General features: G+C 56.5%; 12 protein-coding genes. 6 read left to right on the forward strand and 6 right to left on the reverse strand.

From position 1 onward, the window contains the following. Window positions 1-11 precede the first annotated feature (11 nt). Window positions 12-2,474, reverse strand: a complete 2,463-nt coding sequence (gene ppsA / locus H6F46_RS03510; protein WP_190353563.1) for a phosphoenolpyruvate synthase — start codon at window positions 2,472-2,474, stop codon at window positions 12-14. A 1,427-nt stretch (window positions 2,475-3,901) separates the two neighbouring features. On the opposite strand from ppsA, the gene H6F46_RS03515 reads away from it, so the two are divergent. The 4 genes from H6F46_RS03515 (at window position 3,902) to mgtE (ending at window position 9,623) form a co-directional block, all read left to right on the forward strand. Then, window positions 3,902-4,294: a helix-turn-helix domain-containing protein gene (locus H6F46_RS03515; RefSeq protein ID WP_234406874.1), complete on the forward strand. Its 393-nt coding sequence runs from the start codon at window positions 3,902-3,904 to the stop codon at window positions 4,292-4,294. Window positions 4,295-4,547: 253 nt separating this feature from the next. Then, window positions 4,548-5,885, forward strand: a complete 1,338-nt coding sequence (locus tag H6F46_RS03520) for a sensor histidine kinase (RefSeq protein ID WP_190353564.1) — start codon at window positions 4,548-4,550, stop codon at window positions 5,883-5,885. Window positions 5,886-6,006: 121 nt separating this feature from the next. Beyond that, window positions 6,007-7,932 carry a WD40 repeat domain-containing serine/threonine-protein kinase gene (locus tag H6F46_RS03525; RefSeq protein ID WP_347278277.1) on the forward strand — a complete coding sequence of 642 codons (1,926 nt, stop codon included), beginning with the start codon at window positions 6,007-6,009 and terminating at the stop codon, window positions 7,930-7,932. A 281-nt stretch (window positions 7,933-8,213) separates the two neighbouring features. Then, the gene (gene mgtE / locus H6F46_RS03530; RefSeq protein ID WP_242027757.1) at window positions 8,214-9,623 is read left to right on the forward strand and encodes a magnesium transporter; all 1,410 of its coding nucleotides are present in this window, start codon (window positions 8,214-8,216) and stop codon (window positions 9,621-9,623) included. Between the two features lie 7 nt (window positions 9,624-9,630). Here the strand turns inward: mgtE and H6F46_RS03535 are convergent, their stop codons facing one another. The 5 genes from H6F46_RS03535 to xth form a co-directional block, all read right to left on the reverse strand. Beyond that, entirely contained in the window at window positions 9,631-10,803 is a 1,173-nt protein-coding gene (locus tag H6F46_RS03535) for an alanine--glyoxylate aminotransferase family protein (RefSeq protein WP_190353566.1), read from the reverse strand. Window positions 10,804-10,895: 92 nt separating this feature from the next. Beyond that, window positions 10,896-11,705 carry a J domain-containing protein gene (locus H6F46_RS03540; RefSeq protein ID WP_199291385.1) on the reverse strand — a complete coding sequence of 270 codons (810 nt, stop codon included), beginning with the start codon at window positions 11,703-11,705 and terminating at the stop codon, window positions 10,896-10,898. 232 nt (window positions 11,706-11,937) lie between these two features. Further along, on the reverse strand, window positions 11,938-12,534 hold the full coding sequence (locus tag H6F46_RS03545; RefSeq protein WP_190353568.1) for an ATP-dependent Clp protease proteolytic subunit: 597 nt from the start codon (window positions 12,532-12,534) through the stop codon (window positions 11,938-11,940). Between the two features lie 80 nt (window positions 12,535-12,614). Continuing rightward, complete coding sequence (locus H6F46_RS03550; protein ID WP_099533894.1) at window positions 12,615-13,265, reverse strand: ATP-dependent Clp protease proteolytic subunit; 651 nt, start codon at window positions 13,263-13,265, stop codon at window positions 12,615-12,617. Between the two features lie 168 nt (window positions 13,266-13,433). Then, window positions 13,434-14,231 carry an exodeoxyribonuclease III gene (xth, locus tag H6F46_RS03555; RefSeq protein ID WP_190353569.1) on the reverse strand — a complete coding sequence of 266 codons (798 nt, stop codon included), beginning with the start codon at window positions 14,229-14,231 and terminating at the stop codon, window positions 13,434-13,436. A gap of 150 nt (window positions 14,232-14,381) precedes the next feature. Between xth and H6F46_RS03560 the strand changes: the two genes are divergently transcribed. Together H6F46_RS03560 and H6F46_RS03565 are read left to right on the forward strand one after the other, a co-directional pair. Further along, complete coding sequence (locus tag H6F46_RS03560; protein WP_190353570.1) at window positions 14,382-16,478, forward strand: prolyl oligopeptidase family protein; 2,097 nt, start codon at window positions 14,382-14,384, stop codon at window positions 16,476-16,478. Between the two features lie 242 nt (window positions 16,479-16,720). Beyond that, complete coding sequence (locus tag H6F46_RS03565) at window positions 16,721-17,872, forward strand: glycosyltransferase (RefSeq protein WP_190353680.1); 1,152 nt, start codon at window positions 16,721-16,723, stop codon at window positions 17,870-17,872. Window positions 17,873-17,897 lie beyond the last annotated feature (25 nt).

A 17,897-nucleotide genomic window follows, 5' to 3' on the forward strand; every position in this document is an offset into this window, starting at 1 on the left:
GCACTCAGGGGCTATTGCGCGGTTTCCGTTTCAATGTCCGCGATCGCCAGCAGCGTCTTCAAGACCGAATCCGGGTTCAAGCTGATGGAGTCAATCCCCTCCTGCACCAGGAATTGGGCAAATTCGGGGTAGTCACTGGGCGCTTGACCACAAATCCCAATTTTGCGGCCGTTGGCCTTGGCGGTCTTAATCGCCATGCTCACCATCCGTTTCACCGCCGTGCAGCGTTCATCGAACAGGTGCGCCACCAATGCGGAATCGCGATCGAGACCCAACGTGAGTTGCGTCAGGTCATTGGAGCCGATCGAGAACCCATCAAACACCTCGCTGAAGGCATCGCCCGCGATCACGTTGCTCGGCAGCTCGCACATCACATAGACCTGCAAGCCGTTTTCGCCCCGTTTCAGGCCGTTTTCCGCCATCACCTCCAACACCCGCATTCCCTCTTCCGGTGTGCGGCAGAACGGAATCATCGGAATCACATTGGTTAAGCCCATGTCGTCCCGCACCCGCTTCAGGGCCTGGCATTCCAACGCGAAGGCGGCCCGGAATTTCGGATCGTAGTAGCGAGATGCGCCGCGCCAGCCAATCATCGGGTTTTCTTCGACTGGTTCAAACTGCCGCCCACCCAGCAGGTTGGCATATTCATTGGTCTTGAAATCCGACATCCGCACAATCACCGGCTTGGGATAGAAGGCCGCCGCGATCGTGCCCACCCCTTGGGCCAGCTTCTCCACATAGTATTGCGGACGATTGGTCTTATACAGGTGCGTCAACTCGCCCACCTGCTTACGCACCGACTTATCCTCCAGCTTGTCGTACTGGATCAGCGCCATCGGGTGTACTTGGATGTGGTTGGCAATAATGAACTCCAACCGGGCCAAACCCACCCCATCACAGGGCAACGAGGCCAGACTGAACGCCTCTTCCGGGTTGCCCACGTTCATCAAGATCTGGGTCTTGGGTCGGGGCAAATTATCCAGGCGAGTTTCCTTAATCTCAAAGGGCACTTCTCCGGCATAGACCTTGCCTTCATCCCCTTCACAACAGGACACCGTGAGCATTTGGCCCGTTTCCACGGCACTGGTGGCGTTGCCGGCCCCTACGATCGCCGGGATGCCCATTTCGCGGGCAATGATCGCCGCGTGACAGGTGCGCCCGCCTTGGTTGGTGACGATCGCGCTGGCCTTCTTCATGATTGGTTCCCAGTCCGGATCCGTGCGGTTGGTCACCAGCACTTCACCCGCCTCGAACTCGTCAATGCGATGCACGTCCAAAATCACCCTTGCTCGACCGCGGCCCACCTTTTCACCGACGCTGCGACCGGTAATCACCACCGGTGGCCGTTGTTCGGGCGGCAGCGTAATCACGTAGTTTTGCAGCACATTCCCGCTGCGTTGGGACTGCACCGTTTCCGGGCGGGCTTGCACAATAAACAAATCGCCCGTTTGCCCATCTTTGGCCCACTCGATGTCCATCGGAGTCGGCACGCCACGCACTTCGGAATAGTGATCCTCAATGATCACCGCCCAGCGGGCCAGTTGCACAATGTCATCGTCCCCGATCGCATAGCGGTTGCGATCGGCCACGGCCACCGGCACATTTTTGGTGGGTTTGGTGCTGCCCGGCGCGTAGATCATCTTGATCTCTTTCGTGCCCAGCCGCTTACTCAGAATGGGCCGCTTGCCCTGGGCCAAGGTGGGCTTAAAGACCACGTATTCATCGGGGTTCACCGCCCCTTGCACCACGTTTTCGCCCAAACCATAGGCCGCCGTCACCAGCACCACATCCCGGAAGCCGGTTTCCGTGTCCAGGGTGAAAATCACGCCCGAGCTGTCCATGTCGGAGCGCACCATCTTTTGCACCCCCACGGACAGGGCCACTTCAAAGTGGTCAAAGCCCTTAATTTGGCGGTAGGAAATGGCGCGATCGGTGAAAATCGACGCAAAACAGCGCTTACAGGCTTCCAACACCGCCGCCATGCCATGGACGTTCAGATAGGTTTCCTGTTGCCCCGCAAAGCTGGCATCGGGCAAATCTTCCGCCGTGGCGCTCGATCGCACCGCCACATCCACATCCGCCCCGTATTGCGAACAGAGCGCCTGGTAAGCCCGGGTGATTTCCTCTTGCAAATTCATCGGAAATTCCGCGTGCAAAATCAAATTCCGAGCCTTTTGACCACACCGCCGCAAACTTTCGCCATTATCCACATCTAAGGTGGCAAAAATGTCCCGCAGCTTGGCTTCTAACCCCGATTCTTGAATAAACGACCGGTAGGCAAATGCCGTGGTGGCAAATCCGTTCGGAACACGCACGCCCTTCGCGGTCAACTGACGAATCATTTCCCCCAAAGAGGCATTCTTACCGCCAACCAAGGGCAAATCGGCAATGCCCACTTGATCGAACCAAAGCACTAACGCCCGATCGCGATCGGCCGCAGGGCGGGCATGAGGCACTGACGTGGCATGTGTCATAACCAAAGACCTCAGAACAACCTTGAACAACCTTCTTGAACAACCTTCAAGAACGGCATCTGCAATCGGCAATTATTGTCAGGAATCCCTTGATTGATCCCCTCTTTAGCCAACAACGACCAGAGGCGATGGTTGCCATCCAACCCTCGCTAAAATTCGGTTAATTTTCCCTCTGACCGCTCGCAGAGCCAGCCCAATGACCCTTATCCTTCAGCAGCATTGCAGCAAAAAATCTGCATCACCGCTTATCGAAATTCACGGTTTGAGGCAAGTTAACGATCAAAACCCGACATTAATGGTCAGAAATGGTCAGATGATGCGAAACGATGGCACTCCGTTGAAATCAATCTTTTGAAGTCAATCTTGGTCAAGCCTATGCAACAATAATGGGGATCTCAGACCTTAACAGTTCGTAATCTTGAATGAAATGAGGGAATCGATCAAAATCTGAGGAGCCGCCACAGGGATCCACCGGATGACTCGATCGAATGATCGTGTTAAGAGAGTTTGTGAACCCATTGACAAAATAGTCCGATCATTTGCCGACTATTTTGGAATTTGCTGAACTTGACCTTTATAGGAGGAGATACTTCAATCGTTCCTCAAAGGACATGATTTAGGCAAGGTCATTTCCAAGTTGATTCTTGGAATCCGAAAGTAAAGAATTCAATCTGATTTGACGATTGAGGGCAATCTAAAGGAAAATAAAAATATCCGAAACGTCTTTGAGTCCTTGAGAACTCCCTGAGAAAGTTTGAAGTTTCCTGACTTTTAGTTCAGAGACTTTAAGTTTCCATGACTGTCGATTGGATTTCTATCAATTTTTAACCGCTGAAATCCCTTAACTCGGCGGTGATTTCAATCCAGTCAGTCAGTTCTTGGGTTGCTGCTTCTGGTCAGCCTTCACTGTGGACACCATCAGCCCCCAATTCCCAAAACCATGCACAGGAGCTGTGTTATCGCAATTTTTGGCTTGGGATGACGTAATTCAGTGCGTATGATGAGTAGATGGTTATCTTATCCAATCGTCATGGTGGTAATAGCAACCACTGCCGACGATGGATTAAGCATGGGCTATCGTGCCTTGAACGATCGTGCGTTAACGATGATGTGTCTACGGCCAGGTCATGGGCGGTGTTACGGCTAGTACGCCGCTGACTCACTAGTTGCCCCGCTGGCTCAGGCCCGCGCGCTGCAACCGGTGGGAATGACCGGTTATAGGGCTGGCTTGGAACAGGCCCAAGGGGCGATCGCCCTGCGCATCTGGCACTGCCCATCAATGGGCAGTCACAGCACCCAGTCAACGTCTAGACCGGCGATCTCAAAACTCTCATTCATTTCTCAATTCCTCATGTTTGAGGATCCACAAAGGGTGGAACTGGGAGGGGGAAATCAATCATTCCCAGTGTGTTTTAGGAGGCACAACCATGGGTAAACAACAGGGGTTGATGACGGCTGAGCAAACCTGCACCGATAGTGCTTGCCCAATCCAGGTGGTTTTGGAAGCGATCGGTCATAAATGGTCGATCTTGATTTTGCGGCTGCTGCGCGATCAACCACGGCGGCCCAGTGAGCTGATGATGCTGTTACCCGGCATTAGCAGCAAAACGCTCACTCAACGGCTGCGGGGTCTGGAACGCCACGGCTTAATTGTGCGGCGGGTTTATCCCGAGGTGCCGCCCCACGTGGAATATGCTTTGACGGCCAAGGGTCAGGAGGTGGAACCGGTGATGCAGGCGATGGCGCAGTTGGGTTTGAAATGGGTCGATAGCGACGATCCCTGTGGTTGCCACCCCAATGCTAAGTTGACGGTCGTTTAGGCTCGGCCGGGCTGGAGTTGTGCCGGGCTGGGACGGGACGGGACTGGGACAGCACCAGACGAGGACTGTACCGGCCTGGGACTGTTTGGAAACTAAAGTTCGGGATAAGCTGAAACCTGGTATTCCCGGTTGAAACGCCCCCAGTGGGGTTCATCAACCATCAACGGGAATCCTGGCTTAGCCCGAACAACCATTAACGCAGGCCCCACAACAGCCGGCCCCACAGGACGGAGCTTGAGACCCGTTTTTGCTGATGAGTGACAAGAGCCTATGCCCCCCGGTGTTGCATGAGCCGGCCAGTTCGTCCTTGGGGCTGGAGGCAACCCTGGCGGATTTACCAAGCTATGACTGCCTGGTGGATGTGGCGGTTTCGGGATTCGCGCTGGCGAGCTGGCTGGCCCGTTATCCCCGGGTTCCTGGGGCGATTGTGATCGATCGCGGCCGGCTGGAGGGGGTGATTACCCGTCAGCAATTATTGGAATTTGCCATTCGGCCTTCGGGGGCAGCCATTTTGGAGCAGCCGCTGCAGGCCCTATGGGGCTATTTGGAGCGAGATTGCCTAACTTTGCCGGTGGAGTTACCGATCGTCCAGGCCATGAAACGGGCCGTGAGCCGCACGATCGGGCTGTTGACGGATCCGATCGTCGTGCAATGTGCCGAAGGCCCTCGGCTGCTGGACACGCGCGCTTTGATTGTGGCGGATTGGCAAATTCGCGGCATTGAAACCCAGGCTCGCTATGAACGAATGCAGCTCCAGGCGATTCAAAACGACAAGTTGGCCAGCCTGGGGCGGTTGGTGGATGGGGTGGCACACCAAATTCTGGATCCGGTGGGGTTCATTTGGGGCAACCTGACCCATCTGGGATCTTACGGGGAACAGTTGGTGCAGTTGGTGGATGCCTACCGAGATTGGGCAGAACAGTCTAAGCAACCAATCCCCTGGACGATTACCAACTTGGAAGAGTCGGTGGATTTTGACTTTTTGCGGGATGATTTGCCGCTGTTGCTCAGTAGTTTGCGCAATGGGGCGGAACGGCTGAAGGCGATTGTCAGCAGTTTGCAAAATTTTTGCCATCTCGATGATGTGTATCCGCATCCAACGGATTTGCACCAACGGCTGAATAGCATTGTGCTGCTGCTGCAAAGCCGCTTGTCGGTGCAGATTGAGTTTGTGCGCAATTACGGTTCGTTGCCGCCGGTTTGTTGCTATGGCAGTCAGATCGATCGAGCATTGATGGCGGTGCTGGTGAATGCGGTGGATGTGCTGTTGGAGCGGGGAACGCGGGCCCAACTCAAGGCGGTGACCCTGAGCGCGGCGGAACAGCCCTACATCGAAATCAACACTTGGGTGGAACAGGATGCGACGGCTCATTCCTGGGCGGTGGTGTCGATCGCGGATAATGGCCCAGGGTTGACGGCTATTCAGCGCCAGCAAATTTTGGAAAATTTCCAACTCGATCGCCACCGGGTCAAGGAAACGGGCCTCACGGCGACCCATCACATCATCACTTCCCGCCATGGGGGGCAGTTGGATTTGCTCGATCGCCCCAGTGGGGGTCTGGAAGTGGTGATTCGGTTGCCTTTGGCCTAGGGAGTGGCGGTGGCCGTGGGCCGCAACTGCGCCAATTGTCCCCATTTAGGCTGTTGAGGCTTGGATCCTTGGCTTAACATGGAAGCAACTCAATCAAAGGGTGATTGCTGCCCTGTGCGGTATGGTTTGCTGCTTAAATCCGCACTGTCATCAACCGATGAATCGGGATGATGCCCAATTTTGCCAATCCTGCGGGGCAGCCTTGGTGGCACAGTTGCGCAATCGCTATCAACCGGTGCGGCCGGTGGGGCAAGGGGGATTTGGCCGCAGTTATTTGGCCATTGACCTCGATCGACTCCAGCAACCTTGCATCATCAAACAGTTTTCGCCCCAGGGCGGCAACCCAATTCACTCGATCGCCGGGGGTTCCATCAGCCGCGGTTTATTGGCGACGGACTCTCTCACCGGCACGATCGCCCAAGACAGCAGCTACGACAAATACGAGCAGCTCTTTGCCGAAGAGGCCCAACGGTTAGCGGAATTGGGCGAACATCCCCAAATTCCCGCCCTCTACGCCTATTTTGCGGAAGGGGGCCGGCTCTACTTGGTGCAGCAATTCATTGCGGGGGACACGTTGGCCCAGCGGGTGGCCCGCGTGGGCCCCTGGAGCGAGGCGGCGGTGCGATCGCTCCTGTTGGATTTGCTGCCAGTGTTGCAGTTTGTCCATGGACGCAATGTGATTCACCGGGACATTAAGCCGGACAACATTGTGCTGCCGGAGTCGGGCGAAAAGCCCGTGTTGATTGACTTTGGCGTGGCCAAGCAACTGACGGGTGAAACGGTGACCCGGGGGGGAACCCGGGTGGGCACGGAGGGCTATGCGCCCTTGGAACAATTGCGGAGTGGCCATGCCTACCCGGCCAGCGATCTTTACAGCTTGGCGGCGACGAGTTTGTTTGCGCTCACGGGCCATGCACCGGAGGAGTTGTTTGATCCTTTGGCGGGTCGGTGGGTATGGAGCGATCGCTTGCAGGAACAGGGGCGATCGGTTGATCCGCGCCTGGGGCAAGTGCTCGATCGACTACTGAGCGATCGCGTCAGCGAGCGTTACCCCAGCGCCGAAGCCGTGATCACCGCCCTGACGGAAGGCGACGCAGCCCCCGCAGCCGCACCCAGCCCCCCGGTCACCCGGGATCTCGGGCACTACAAGTGGCGACCCACCGTCACGATCGCGGCCCACAGCGATCGGATCTGTGCCCTGGCCTTTAGTCCCAATGGGCAATGGCTGGCCAGCGCCGGGGGCGATCGCCAAATTCGCCTTTGGCAGTGGGCCACGGCCAGCTTGCAAGCCGCCTGGGATGGCCATGATGGGCGGATCACGGCCCTGCTCTTTAGCCCCGATGGGGACAGCCTAATTTCTGCCAGCAGCGATCGTACCGTGCGGGTTTGGCCGATCACCGGCGGCCCTGCACGCCATTGCCTCAAACATCACCAAGATTGGGTCAGCGCGATCGCCCTCTCACCCGATGGTCAAACCCTGGCCAGCAGTGGCGACGATGGGCGCTTGGTGTTGTGGAACTGGCGCAGCGGCGAACTGCTCCACAGTTGGCGCGCCCACAGCCGACCGATTCCCGCCCTGGCCTGGAGCCACGATGGCCAGGTGCTGATTGGCGGATGCAGCGATGGGCTAATTGGCTTTTGGGATGCCCGATCGGGCGATCGGCTCCACAGCCTGCAACAACACCTGGGTCGAATTTGCGCCCTGCAAGCCACCCCCAACGGCCAATGGCTAATCAGCGCTGGCGAAGACAAAACCATCAAGCTCTGGCCCCTGCAAGCCGGTCAACCCAGCAACGACAAGCCCCAGCACATTTTCCGCGACAGCACCGAAGCCGTCTTTGCCCTGGCCGTTGCGCCCCATACGGGCCTGCTGATTGCGGGCGGGGAAGATCGCAAGGTCTATTGCTGGAACCTGGCCGACCAGGAACTATTACAGGTAATGAAGGGCCATGATTGGTGGGTCAATGCGGTGGCGATCGCCCCCGATGGGTTGACCTTGGCCAGCGGCAGTGGCGATCACACCATCCAAATTTGGCAACCCACCTAATTGGGCAACCCACCTAAGGCCAGCTCAAGGCCAAACTCAGTCCAACAACCGCCAGCCCATTCAGCAGGCGGCGGCCTTGACCAATGCCCGAGATCCGGAGGGCCACGCCCCAATTCACCGATCATCTGCAAAACGGGACTTTCAGCAACTTCCGTTGCCAAACCCCTTAAACTAATGGCTAGTTTGGCAGGCCCAGCCCGGGCCGTCGATCATCGTTATCGCCCCACCATGCCGTAACGCAACTTAATTCCAAGCAAGACGACCGATGAGGAGGATCGAGCATGGCCACTGAGCAAGAGCTAGACATGAATTCGGCTCAGGGGATTTCTCGGCGGGAACTCCGCGACCTCGTGCGTGAACAATTGCGAGTCCTCTTGGATCAAAACAACCTGACCGGTGCCAAGGCGCTGTTGGTTCCCGTCAAGGCCCCTGACATTGCCGAGGCGATCGAGGGGTTACCCGAAACCATGCAGGCCCTAGCCTTTCGGCTCTTGCCCAAGGACGATGCGGCGGAAGTTTATGAACACCTAGAATCCAACGTTCAACAACTGTTGATTGAAGACTTCAAGCGCCAAGAAGTCTTGGATATTGTCGATAAAATGTCGCCGGACGATCGGGCCAAGCTCTTTGATGAGTTGCCCGCCAAACTGGTGCGGCGGATTGTTGACCAACTGAGCCATGCGGAACGGGAAGCCACCGCCCTGCTGTTAGGTTATGAAGCCAGCACCGCCGGCCGAATCATGACCCCCAAATACATTTCCCTGAAAGAGGAAATGACCGTTGATGATGCCCTGGCTCGGATTCGCCGCCTCGCGGACACCACAGAAACCATCTATTACCTTTATGTAACCGATAACACCCGCTGCCTGACGGGCATTGTTTCCCTGCGGGATATCGTCACCTCCCATCCACAACAGTTGGTGAGCGAGCTGGTGACCCGGGATGTGGTCAGCGTCACCACCGATGAAGACCAAGAGGAAGTAGCCCGCATTATCCAGCGCTACGACTTTTTGGCCGTGCCCGTGGTCGATCGGGAAAAGCGTTTGGTGGGCATCGTCACCGTAGACGACGTGATCGACATTTTGGAAGAAGAAGCCACCAAAGACATCTACGCCTTGGGCGGTGTGCAAGCCGGTGATGATGACTATTTCCAAACCAACCTGGTAACCGTGGCCCAGCGGCGGGTGGTTTGGTTGTTGGTGTTGTTGGTCACCAATGCGGTCACCGGGGCCATCATTCGCGGCCAGGACGACATCCTGAAACAGGTGGTGTCCTTAGCTTCCTTCATCCCGCTGTTGATTGGGACGGGCGGGAACGTGGGGGCCCAGTCTTCCACCGTGGTGATTCGGGGACTGAACATTGACCAGATTCGATCGGGGCCCCTGCGGGTCATTCGCCGGGAAGCTGTAGCCGGGGCCCTGCTGGGGATGATGCTAGGAACAATGGTTTGCGTGGGGGCTATGCTGTTTCAATATCCGCCCGCCGTCGCCATTTCCGTGGGCGTAAGCCTGATGGCCATTTCCACCTTGGCGGCCACGGCGGGATCGGTCTTGCCCTTTTTGTTCCAGAGCCTGGGCTTTGACCCAGCTTTGATGTCAGCGCCCTTCATCACCACAGCAGTAGACATGTTGGGGGTCTTGACCTATTTCACCGTGGCGCGGTTCATGTTGGCCCGCTTCCACGGGGGCTGAAGCGGAACTAGCGATTCAGCACTTGCTCCAGGGCCTTCAGCAGGGTCAGCACCGTTTCGGGCCGACTGTTAAAGCCCATCAGCCCCACTCGCCAAACCTTGCCGGCCAACTCACCCAGGCCGCCACCGATTTCGATGTTGTAGTCCTCTAGCAGGCGGCGAGCCACGGCCTTGGCATCCACCCCCTCGGGTACGCAAACGGTGGTGAGCGACGGCAGGCGAATCTCTTCGGCTACCTGGCATTTCAGGCCCATGGTTGCCAGCCCATCCCACAACAACCGTGCATTGTCCGCATGGCGCTGCCAGCGAGCTTCGAGGCCCTCTTCGGCCACCAGGCGCAGGGCTTCCCGGATGGCGTAGTTCATGTTGATCGGGGCGGTGTGGTGGTAGGTGCGATCGCTCCCCCAATATTTGCCCACCAGCGCCATATCCAAATACCAGTTGGCCACAGGGGTTTTGCGGGCCCGCAGCTTGGCCAAGGCCCGATCGCCCAGGGTGAAGGGCGAAATCCCCGGCGGGCAGCTCAGACACTTTTGGCTGCCGCTGTAGGCCGCATCCACACCCCAAGCATCCAAAAACAGCGGCACACCACCCAAGCTCGTGACCGTATCCACCAACAGCAGGCAGTCAAATTCCCGGCAGAGATCGCTCACGCCCTCGAGGGGTTGCCGGGCCCCGGTGGAGGTTTCCGCATGGACTAAACCAAGGATTGCCGGCCGGTGGGCTTCCAAGGCGGCGCGCAACTCCGGTAACGAGAATGCCTCGCCCCAGGGTCGGTGAATTTGCCGCACTTCCGCGCCGTAGCGGCTGGCCATGTCGCTCATCCGATGGCCAAAATAGCCATTTACCCCCACCAACACCACATCACCCGGCTCCACCAAGTTGGCCAGGGTGGCTTCCATGGCGGCGCTGCCCGTGCCACTGACCGGAATCGTCAGGCTGTTATCCGTTTGCCAGGCGTAACGCAGCAGTTCTTGCACCTCGTTCATCAGCTCAATGAAGCACGGGTCGAGGTGGCCCACTTGCCGCATCCCGATCGCCTGGAGCACCCGGGGGTGAGCATTCGAGGGGCCCGGCCCCAATAGCAGACGCGGCGGCACGTTCAGTTGGCTGGTTTGCAGGCGGTGGCGATCGCTAACGGTGGGCGCGGAGGCGGTGGGGTTGGGAACTGCGGCAATCATAAGGCTCTAAAAAACAGGTCTTTTATGATTGACCCATGATAAAAGCTGGCCGATCGCCCAACGATGAAGCCTGATTAAGATTTTTTGGCCCCTCAGCCCGATCGCAAACTCAGCCGCTGCAACTCGTGATCGACCAATAGCCACAACTGACGATTGCGGGGGTCGGTGTTGAGGGCTTTTTTCAGATAGGTTTCGGCGCGGCTGCCCTGGCCTCGATTAATTAATTCCCGGCCCCAACGGTGATAGGCGATCGCCAACCACTGTTTCACCTCTTCGTCCCGATCGAGCCGTTGGGCCAACCCCTCCGCCAGGGCGATCGCGCTGGGGAATCGGCCCCCCTGGAACAGCTCCTGAAGCCGACGGAACGCATTTTCCTTCAACTCTTGCTCAAAGGGCGACAGGGAGGGATTCACCTGCACCTGAGGTTTCGCAGTCGATCGCACGGTCGATCGCGCAGTTGATTGGTAGCGATTAGACTGCGCCGCTGCTGGGCTGGGCCCTGGGTTAGTTGCTGGATTCGGCGCTGGGCCAGGCGCTTGATTCGTTACTGGGCGAGTTGCTGAGTTCGGTGCTGGGGCGGGTTCCTGAGGCGGCGGCGCGGCCGCAGCCGGTGGGGGTGGTGACTGGGGCGATCGGGCAGCGGGCGGCGGCGGGGACGGCGCAGCAACCGCAGCCGACGACGACCCAGACCAAGGAACCGTCGCACTGGGCCGCCCCGATCGCTCCATCAGGGCCCGGTAGGCCTGGGCCAACGCCGCAAAGGTTTCTGCCGAAGCCGATCGATGGCCCGAATCGGGATGGTAGCGCCGGGCCAGCCGCCGATAAGCCCGCTTGATGTCTGCCACCGGAGCACCCGGCGGCAGTTCCAGCAGTCGATAGCAGTCCCGCACCGTCAAGGCCATAGCCACCTCAGTTCCTCACCCAAAATCCTCAAGATTGCCCCAAACCCTTTTCAAAATAACCGATCGCCCTTGTTTGTCACGCCAGGCCACCCCCCAAAGATTAAGGGCGATCGACCCCTTTCAGAATCGATCGCCCCGTGGTAACCCCTAATGTGACGGGACAAGGGGCTTCAGCCCCTTGTCTGCTGGGATGCTTGGCTACCGGAAGGCTGCGCGACCGGCACTCCGGCCCCTAATCGCGGGATTCAATCACCCGATCGATCAGGCCGTACTCCTTCGACTCCTCCGCCGACAGCCAATAATCCCGCTCCGTATCCTTCTTCACCTTCTCCAGGCTTTGGCCCGTCCGCAGCGCCAGGATTTCATCCAACTGGCTGCGGGTTTTCAGGATTTCCTTGGCCTCAATGTCGATATCCGTGGCTTGGCCGCGGAACCCGCCCATACTCGGCTGGTGAATCATGATCCGGGCGTGGGGCAGGGCCAACCGCTTGCCCTTGGCCCCCGCCGCCAGCAGGAAGGCCCCCATCGAGGCCGCCAAGCCCACACAGACCGTCACCACGTCGGACTTGATGTGTTGCATCGTGTCATAAATCGCCATCCCCGCCGTTACCGAACCACCCGGCGAGTTGATGTACAGCACGATGTCCTTGCTGTTGTCTTCCGAGTCGAGGTAGAGCATCACCGCCACAATTTCGTTGGCGATTTCGTCGTCCACCTCTTTGCCCAAGAAGATGATCCGCTCCTGGTACAGGCGGTTATAGATGCTGATCCACTGGGTGTATTGGCTACCCGGCAGACGATAGGGAACTTGGGGAATGCCAATCGGCATAGGATCGAGACTCCTTCTTCAAATGGCTGACTAGTGGGTGGTTGGATGGATTGGGAGCGTCATCAGGGCGATCGGGCAACCTAGCCCAACCCCACCGAATTCACCACCGGCTTAGGCAGCCCCTCCGATGATTCTAGGATCGTGTCAATGATCCCGTATTCCTTCGCTTCGGCCGGAGTCATATAGAACCGGCGATTCATGTCTTTGGTGAGCTTGTCAGTGGTTTGCCCGGTGCATTCCGACAAAATATCCAGCATCACCCGCTTGTTGCGCAGCACCTCTTCCGCCTGGATTTGAATGTCCGTGGCCTGACCGCGTGCGCCGCCTTGGGGTTGTTGCAGCACAATCTTGGAGTTGGGCAAACTGGCCCGACAGCCCTTCGTGCCTGCTGCCAACAACATGGCCGATGTGCCCGCCGCCAAGCCCAGGCAAATCGTATGAACCGGCGGCTTGATGTAGCGCATCGTGTCGCAGATGGCAAAGGCATCCGTCTCGAACCCGAGATTACCGAAGGAGTTGATATAGATCCGAATTGGCTTTTCGGGATCGTCGTATTGCAAATACAACAGCTCGGCAATAATCAGCTCGGTGACGGCAGGTACGAGGGGCATTCCCAAGTAAACGATCCGCTCCTTGAGCAACAGGGAGGGAAGGTCTGGCGGGGGAGTCCGGTACGCGGTATCGCCGTAGTAGGGCGCTTGAACGGCCTCGATCTTGGGAGTCATCGGCAGATTCAGAAAATTCAGGGCGCTGCTGCGCAAACAGCAGTCATACTTCCAAAATACTAACGCGCAACGCTGACGGCCGGTTGAGTCCGGGCTTGGCGGTTCTCTGGGCAATGGGGGACGGTTGGACGATCGGTCAGCATGACCGCACAGCACGATCGACCCAAGGATCGGTTAATCGATCGCTAAATCCAACACCACTGGCGTGTGGTCGCTGGGCTTTTCGAGTTTGCGCGGCTCAATATCAATCTCGCAACTGCGGGCAGCGGGAATCAAGGCTGGCGACAAATAAAGATGGTCAATGCGCCAGCCGCGATTGCGTTGGAAACCACTCGATCGATAGTCCCACCAACTGAAGCGATCGCCTTCATCACAAAACAACCGAAAAGCATCCTGAAAGCCTAAGTCTAAAACGCTAGTTTTCAGGGCTGCCCGCTCATCATCGGAGGCCATGATGTGGGTTTCGCGGTTCTTGGGATTATGAATATCGCGATCTTCATAGGCAATATTAAAATCACCGCAAACACAAACCTGAGGATACTGGGCTAATAATTCCGTCAAATAGGTTTTGAGTAGTGCCAACCAACGCAGTTTGTAGGCATATTTTTCACTGCCAATTTCGGAACCATTGGGCACATAAAGATCGACCAAAATCAGGTCGCCCGATCGAACCATAATCACCCGTTTTTGATCGTCTAAATCGCCGACCAATTCCGCATCCAAAACCGCGCCAAACCCGATCGCGCAGTGATCCACCGGTTGCCGACTGGCGATCGCCACGCCGTTGTAGCTCTTTTGTCCCGAAATTTCCAGGTAATAGCCCAAATCCGTAAAAGCCGATCGGGGAAAGTCGCTATCAATCACCTTAGTTTCTTGTAAACACAGAAAATCGACGGGATTTTCCTGCAACCAACTGGTGACATGATCGAGGCGTGATCGAACAGAATTAACGTTCCAAGTGGCGATTTTCATAGGGGCGATCAACGTGGATGCAGCGTCTAAAAGGGGCAAAAAAATCGGTTGATGTTTGGCAAGGGGGCCCCAAAGCTTCCTCAGAATAGCGCTACAGTCGGGCCCGCGCCCGTACAATAGACCCCGGACATGAATTTTTTGCAGCATCCCATGGCCGATCGTCTTACCTATCCCGACAGCCACGCCGTTGACCAAGTGGACATCTACCACGGCGTTTCCGTGCCGGATCCCTACCGCTGGTTAGAAGATGCCAACGCGACCGAAACGGCCGATTGGATTGCCGCCCAAAATCAATTGACCTTTGATTATTTGGCGCAAATTCCGGCGCGATCGCCCATTTATGACCGGATGCTGCAACTTTGGGACTATGAAAAATTGAGCGTGCCCTGGAAGCGGGGCGATCGCTATTTCTATTACAAAAACGACGGCCTACAAAATCAAAGTGTTCTCTATACGCTCGATCGCCTGGATGGGGAACCGCGCATTTTGCTCGACCCAAATCGACTTTCGGACGATGGCACGGTAGCCCTGTCGGGGATTGCTTTCACCCAAGATGGCTCGCTGATGGCCTATGGCTTGTCCGCGGCGGGTTCCGATTGGCAAACCTGGCGCGTGCGATCGGTGGAAACCGGGGAAGATTTGCCCGATCGCTTGGATTGGGTGAAGTTTTCGAGAGCTTCTTGGACACCGGATAATCGCGGCTTTTTCTATAGTCGCTACGATGAACCCAACGCCGAGAACCAGTTCCAAGAAACCAACTATTTCCAGAAGCTTTACTATCACGAACTGGGCACTGAGCAAGCCGCCGATCGACTGGTCTATGAGCGACCCGATCAGCCGGAATGGGGCTTTGGCGGCACGGTCAGCGATGACGGTTCCTATCTGTTGATTTCCGTTTGGAAGGGAACTGAATCCAAGAATTTGTTGTTTGTGAAAGATCTGCGGCAACCGGATTCCCCTGTGCGGGAATTGGTGGGCGATTGGGTCGGCAGCTTTGGATTTATTGATAACGACGGGGCGATCGGCTGGTTTGAAACCAACTGGCAAGCTCCCATGGGTCGGGTGGTGGCGATCGACCTCGACGCGACCAGCACCGATTGGCAATCGACGATCCAAGAAGTGATTCCTGAATCAATCCACAAGCTGGATGCGGTGTCCACTCTGAATGATGGGTTTGTGGTGGAATATTTGCAGGACGCGCGATCGGTGGTGCAGTTCTTTAATTTGCAAGGGCAATTCCAGTTTGGAATTGAGTTGCCGGGTCTCGGTTCGATCGGGGGATTCCAAGGCAAACGGGGCGATCGGGAAACCTTCTACAGCTTCACCAGCTACACCACCCCCACGCGCATTTATCGCTACGACTTTGCCAGCCAAACCAGTCAGCTTTTCCGTGAGCCAACGGTAGCGTTTAACCCGGAAGATTACGAAACACGCCAGGTGTTTTATCACAGCAAAGATGGCACGAAAATCCCGCTATTTATTAGCCACAAAAAAGGCTTAGAGCTGACTGGTGATCACCCCACGATTCTGTATGGCTATGGCGGGTTTAACGTGTCCCTAACTCCCGTGTTTTCCGTCTCCAATTTGGTGTGGATGGAAATGGGCGGCATCTACGCCGTGGCTAATCTGCGGGGCGGCGGGGAATATGGCGAAGCTTGGCATGAAGCGGGCACAAAACTGCAAAAGCAAAATGTCTTTGATGACTTTATTGCTGCCGCTGAATGGTTGATTGCGAATCAATATACCAAGCCCCAACGGCTAGCGATTTCCGGTGGCAGTAATGGCGGTTTGTTGGTGGGCGCTTGCTTGATTCAGCGACCGGATTTGTTTGGGGCGGCCCTGCCAGCGGTGGGGGTGATGGATATGCTGCGCTTCCCGCAATTTACGATCGGTTGGGCCTGGTGTTCTGACTATGGATCGCCGGAAAATGAAGCGGAATTTCAGGCTCTTTATGCCTATTCACCGCTGCATAATTTGCGATCGGGCACAGCCTATCCCGCCACCCTCATCACCACAGCCGAGCGGGACGATCGCGTGGTTCCTGCTCATAGTTTCAAGTTCACGGCGGCCCTGCAAGCGGCTCAAGGTGGCGATGCACCGACCCTGATTCGGATTGAAACGAAAGCGGGACACGGAGCCGGGAAACCCACTACCAAGATCGTGGAAGAAGCTAGCGATAAGTTGGCATTCTTGGTCAAGACCCTCGATTTTCAGCCTCGGCTTGTAGCCAAGGTTGCTGAGTCCTAATGACGGGGTTTATGCCGACTGTGCGACCCACTTTGCGATCCATGGAAGCAGTTCCCACGGGTGAATTGTGCATCGATCCGCTACCGGATTTGCTGTTACATCAATCCACCTGGGGGGAACCAACCACGGCGGAGTTTCAAATCGAAATTCGCCATGCGGATCATCTTCAGCAACCCCTCAATTTAGATCAGGCGATCGCCCAGTTTTCTGACTTATCGCCTCGGGGCGGCAAGCTGACGGTCATGGCGCGATCGCTGCGGTTTTCCTTAGTAATTCCCACCTACGAAGAAGCCGAGAATATTGAAGCCTTGGTGCGATCGCTCGTGGCAGTTTTAGATCCCGTGCTGCCCCATGATTACGAAATTATTGTGGTGGATGACAACAGCACTGATCGCACCTGGAAAATTGCCCAGGAATTAACCGCCGAATTTCCCCAATTGCGGGTGCTTTGTCGTCACTATGAACGGGGATTAGCCACTGCCGTGATTCGCGGTTGGCAGGTGGCTAAGGGCGAAATTTTAGGCGTAATCGATGGCGATGGCCAGCACGATGAGCAACTGTTACCGGAGATGGTGGCGCAAATTTTGGCCGGAGCCGATTTGGTGGCCGCCAGTCGCAATGATCCCGGCGGTGGCATCAGTGATTGGAGCCTGTGGCGGCGGCTCACCTCTCGGGGCGCGCAGATTTTGGGGCTGACTTTGTTGCCGGATGTGGTGGGGCGCGTGTCCGATCCCCTGAGCGGCTATTTTGTGTTGAAACGCAGCGCGATCGCCCAAAAAATCCTGAATCCCTTGGGCTACAAAATCCTGATTGAAGTATTAGCAAAAGGTGACTTTGGGCGCGTCAAAACCCTCCCCTACGAATTTCGCGAACGGCAATCGGGCGAAACCAAAGTGACTTGGTACCACGCGATCGACTATTTCGCCCATCTGTTGCGGCTGCGGCTCGATCGCTTCCCGGTACAGCGCTTCATCCGGTTTGGCATTGTCGGCTTGAGTGGAGTAATCGTAGATATGGCGGTGCTCTACGCCCTCAGCGATCCCAGTACCTTGGCTTGGGGTCTTACCCGCAGCAAAATTATCGCGGCGGAAGTAGCGATTTTGAATAATTTTTGGTGGAACGATCGCTGGACATTTCGGGACTTATCCCAACGGCAAACCGGTTTTCGTCGTCGCCTCGAACGGTTCCTGAAATTCAATTTGATTTGCTTAATGGGGCTGATTCTGAACGTCCTAATTTTGAATCTCTTTTTTAATGTAATTTTTGCGGGTCAATATCGTTATTTAGCGAACCTAATCGCGATCGGCTTAGTCACCTTCTGGAACTTTTGGCTAAATACTAAACTCAGTTGGCGTGTGACCGATCGCGATCGTGCCGAACTACCCAATTCCTAGATCACCCAGCCGCTCCCCCCAAGCA

The sequence above is a fragment of the Limnothrix sp. FACHB-1083 genome (assembly GCF_014696485.1).
Lineage (GTDB): Bacteria > Cyanobacteriota > Cyanobacteriia > CACIAM-69d > CACIAM-69d > CACIAM-69d.

What these genes read in the sequence shown, in the direction of transcription:
- ppsA (WP_190353563.1), bottom strand. Translation starts at nt 2,474, where the DNA reads ATGACACATGCCACGTCAGTGCCTCATGCCCGCCCTGCGGCCGATCGC.
- H6F46_RS03515 (WP_234406874.1), top strand. Translation starts at nt 3,902, where the DNA reads ATGGGTAAACAACAGGGGTTGATGACGGCTGAGCAAACCTGCACCGAT.
- H6F46_RS03520 (WP_190353564.1), top strand. Translation starts at nt 4,548, where the DNA reads ATGAGTGACAAGAGCCTATGCCCCCCGGTGTTGCATGAGCCGGCCAGT.
- H6F46_RS03525 (WP_347278277.1), top strand. Translation starts at nt 6,007, where the DNA reads ATGGTTTGCTGCTTAAATCCGCACTGTCATCAACCGATGAATCGGGAT.
- mgtE (WP_242027757.1), top strand. Translation starts at nt 8,214, where the DNA reads ATGGCCACTGAGCAAGAGCTAGACATGAATTCGGCTCAGGGGATTTCT.
- H6F46_RS03535 (WP_190353566.1), bottom strand. Translation starts at nt 10,803, where the DNA reads ATGATTGCCGCAGTTCCCAACCCCACCGCCTCCGCGCCCACCGTTAGC.
- H6F46_RS03540 (WP_199291385.1), bottom strand. Translation starts at nt 11,705, where the DNA reads ATGGCCTTGACGGTGCGGGACTGCTATCGACTGCTGGAACTGCCGCCG.
- H6F46_RS03545 (WP_190353568.1), bottom strand. Translation starts at nt 12,534, where the DNA reads ATGCCGATTGGCATTCCCCAAGTTCCCTATCGTCTGCCGGGTAGCCAA.
- xth (WP_190353569.1), bottom strand. Translation starts at nt 14,231, where the DNA reads ATGAAAATCGCCACTTGGAACGTTAATTCTGTTCGATCACGCCTCGAT.
- H6F46_RS03560 (WP_190353570.1), top strand. Translation starts at nt 14,382, where the DNA reads ATGGCCGATCGTCTTACCTATCCCGACAGCCACGCCGTTGACCAAGTG.
- H6F46_RS03565 (WP_190353680.1), top strand. Translation starts at nt 16,721, where the DNA reads ATGGCGCGATCGCTGCGGTTTTCCTTAGTAATTCCCACCTACGAAGAA.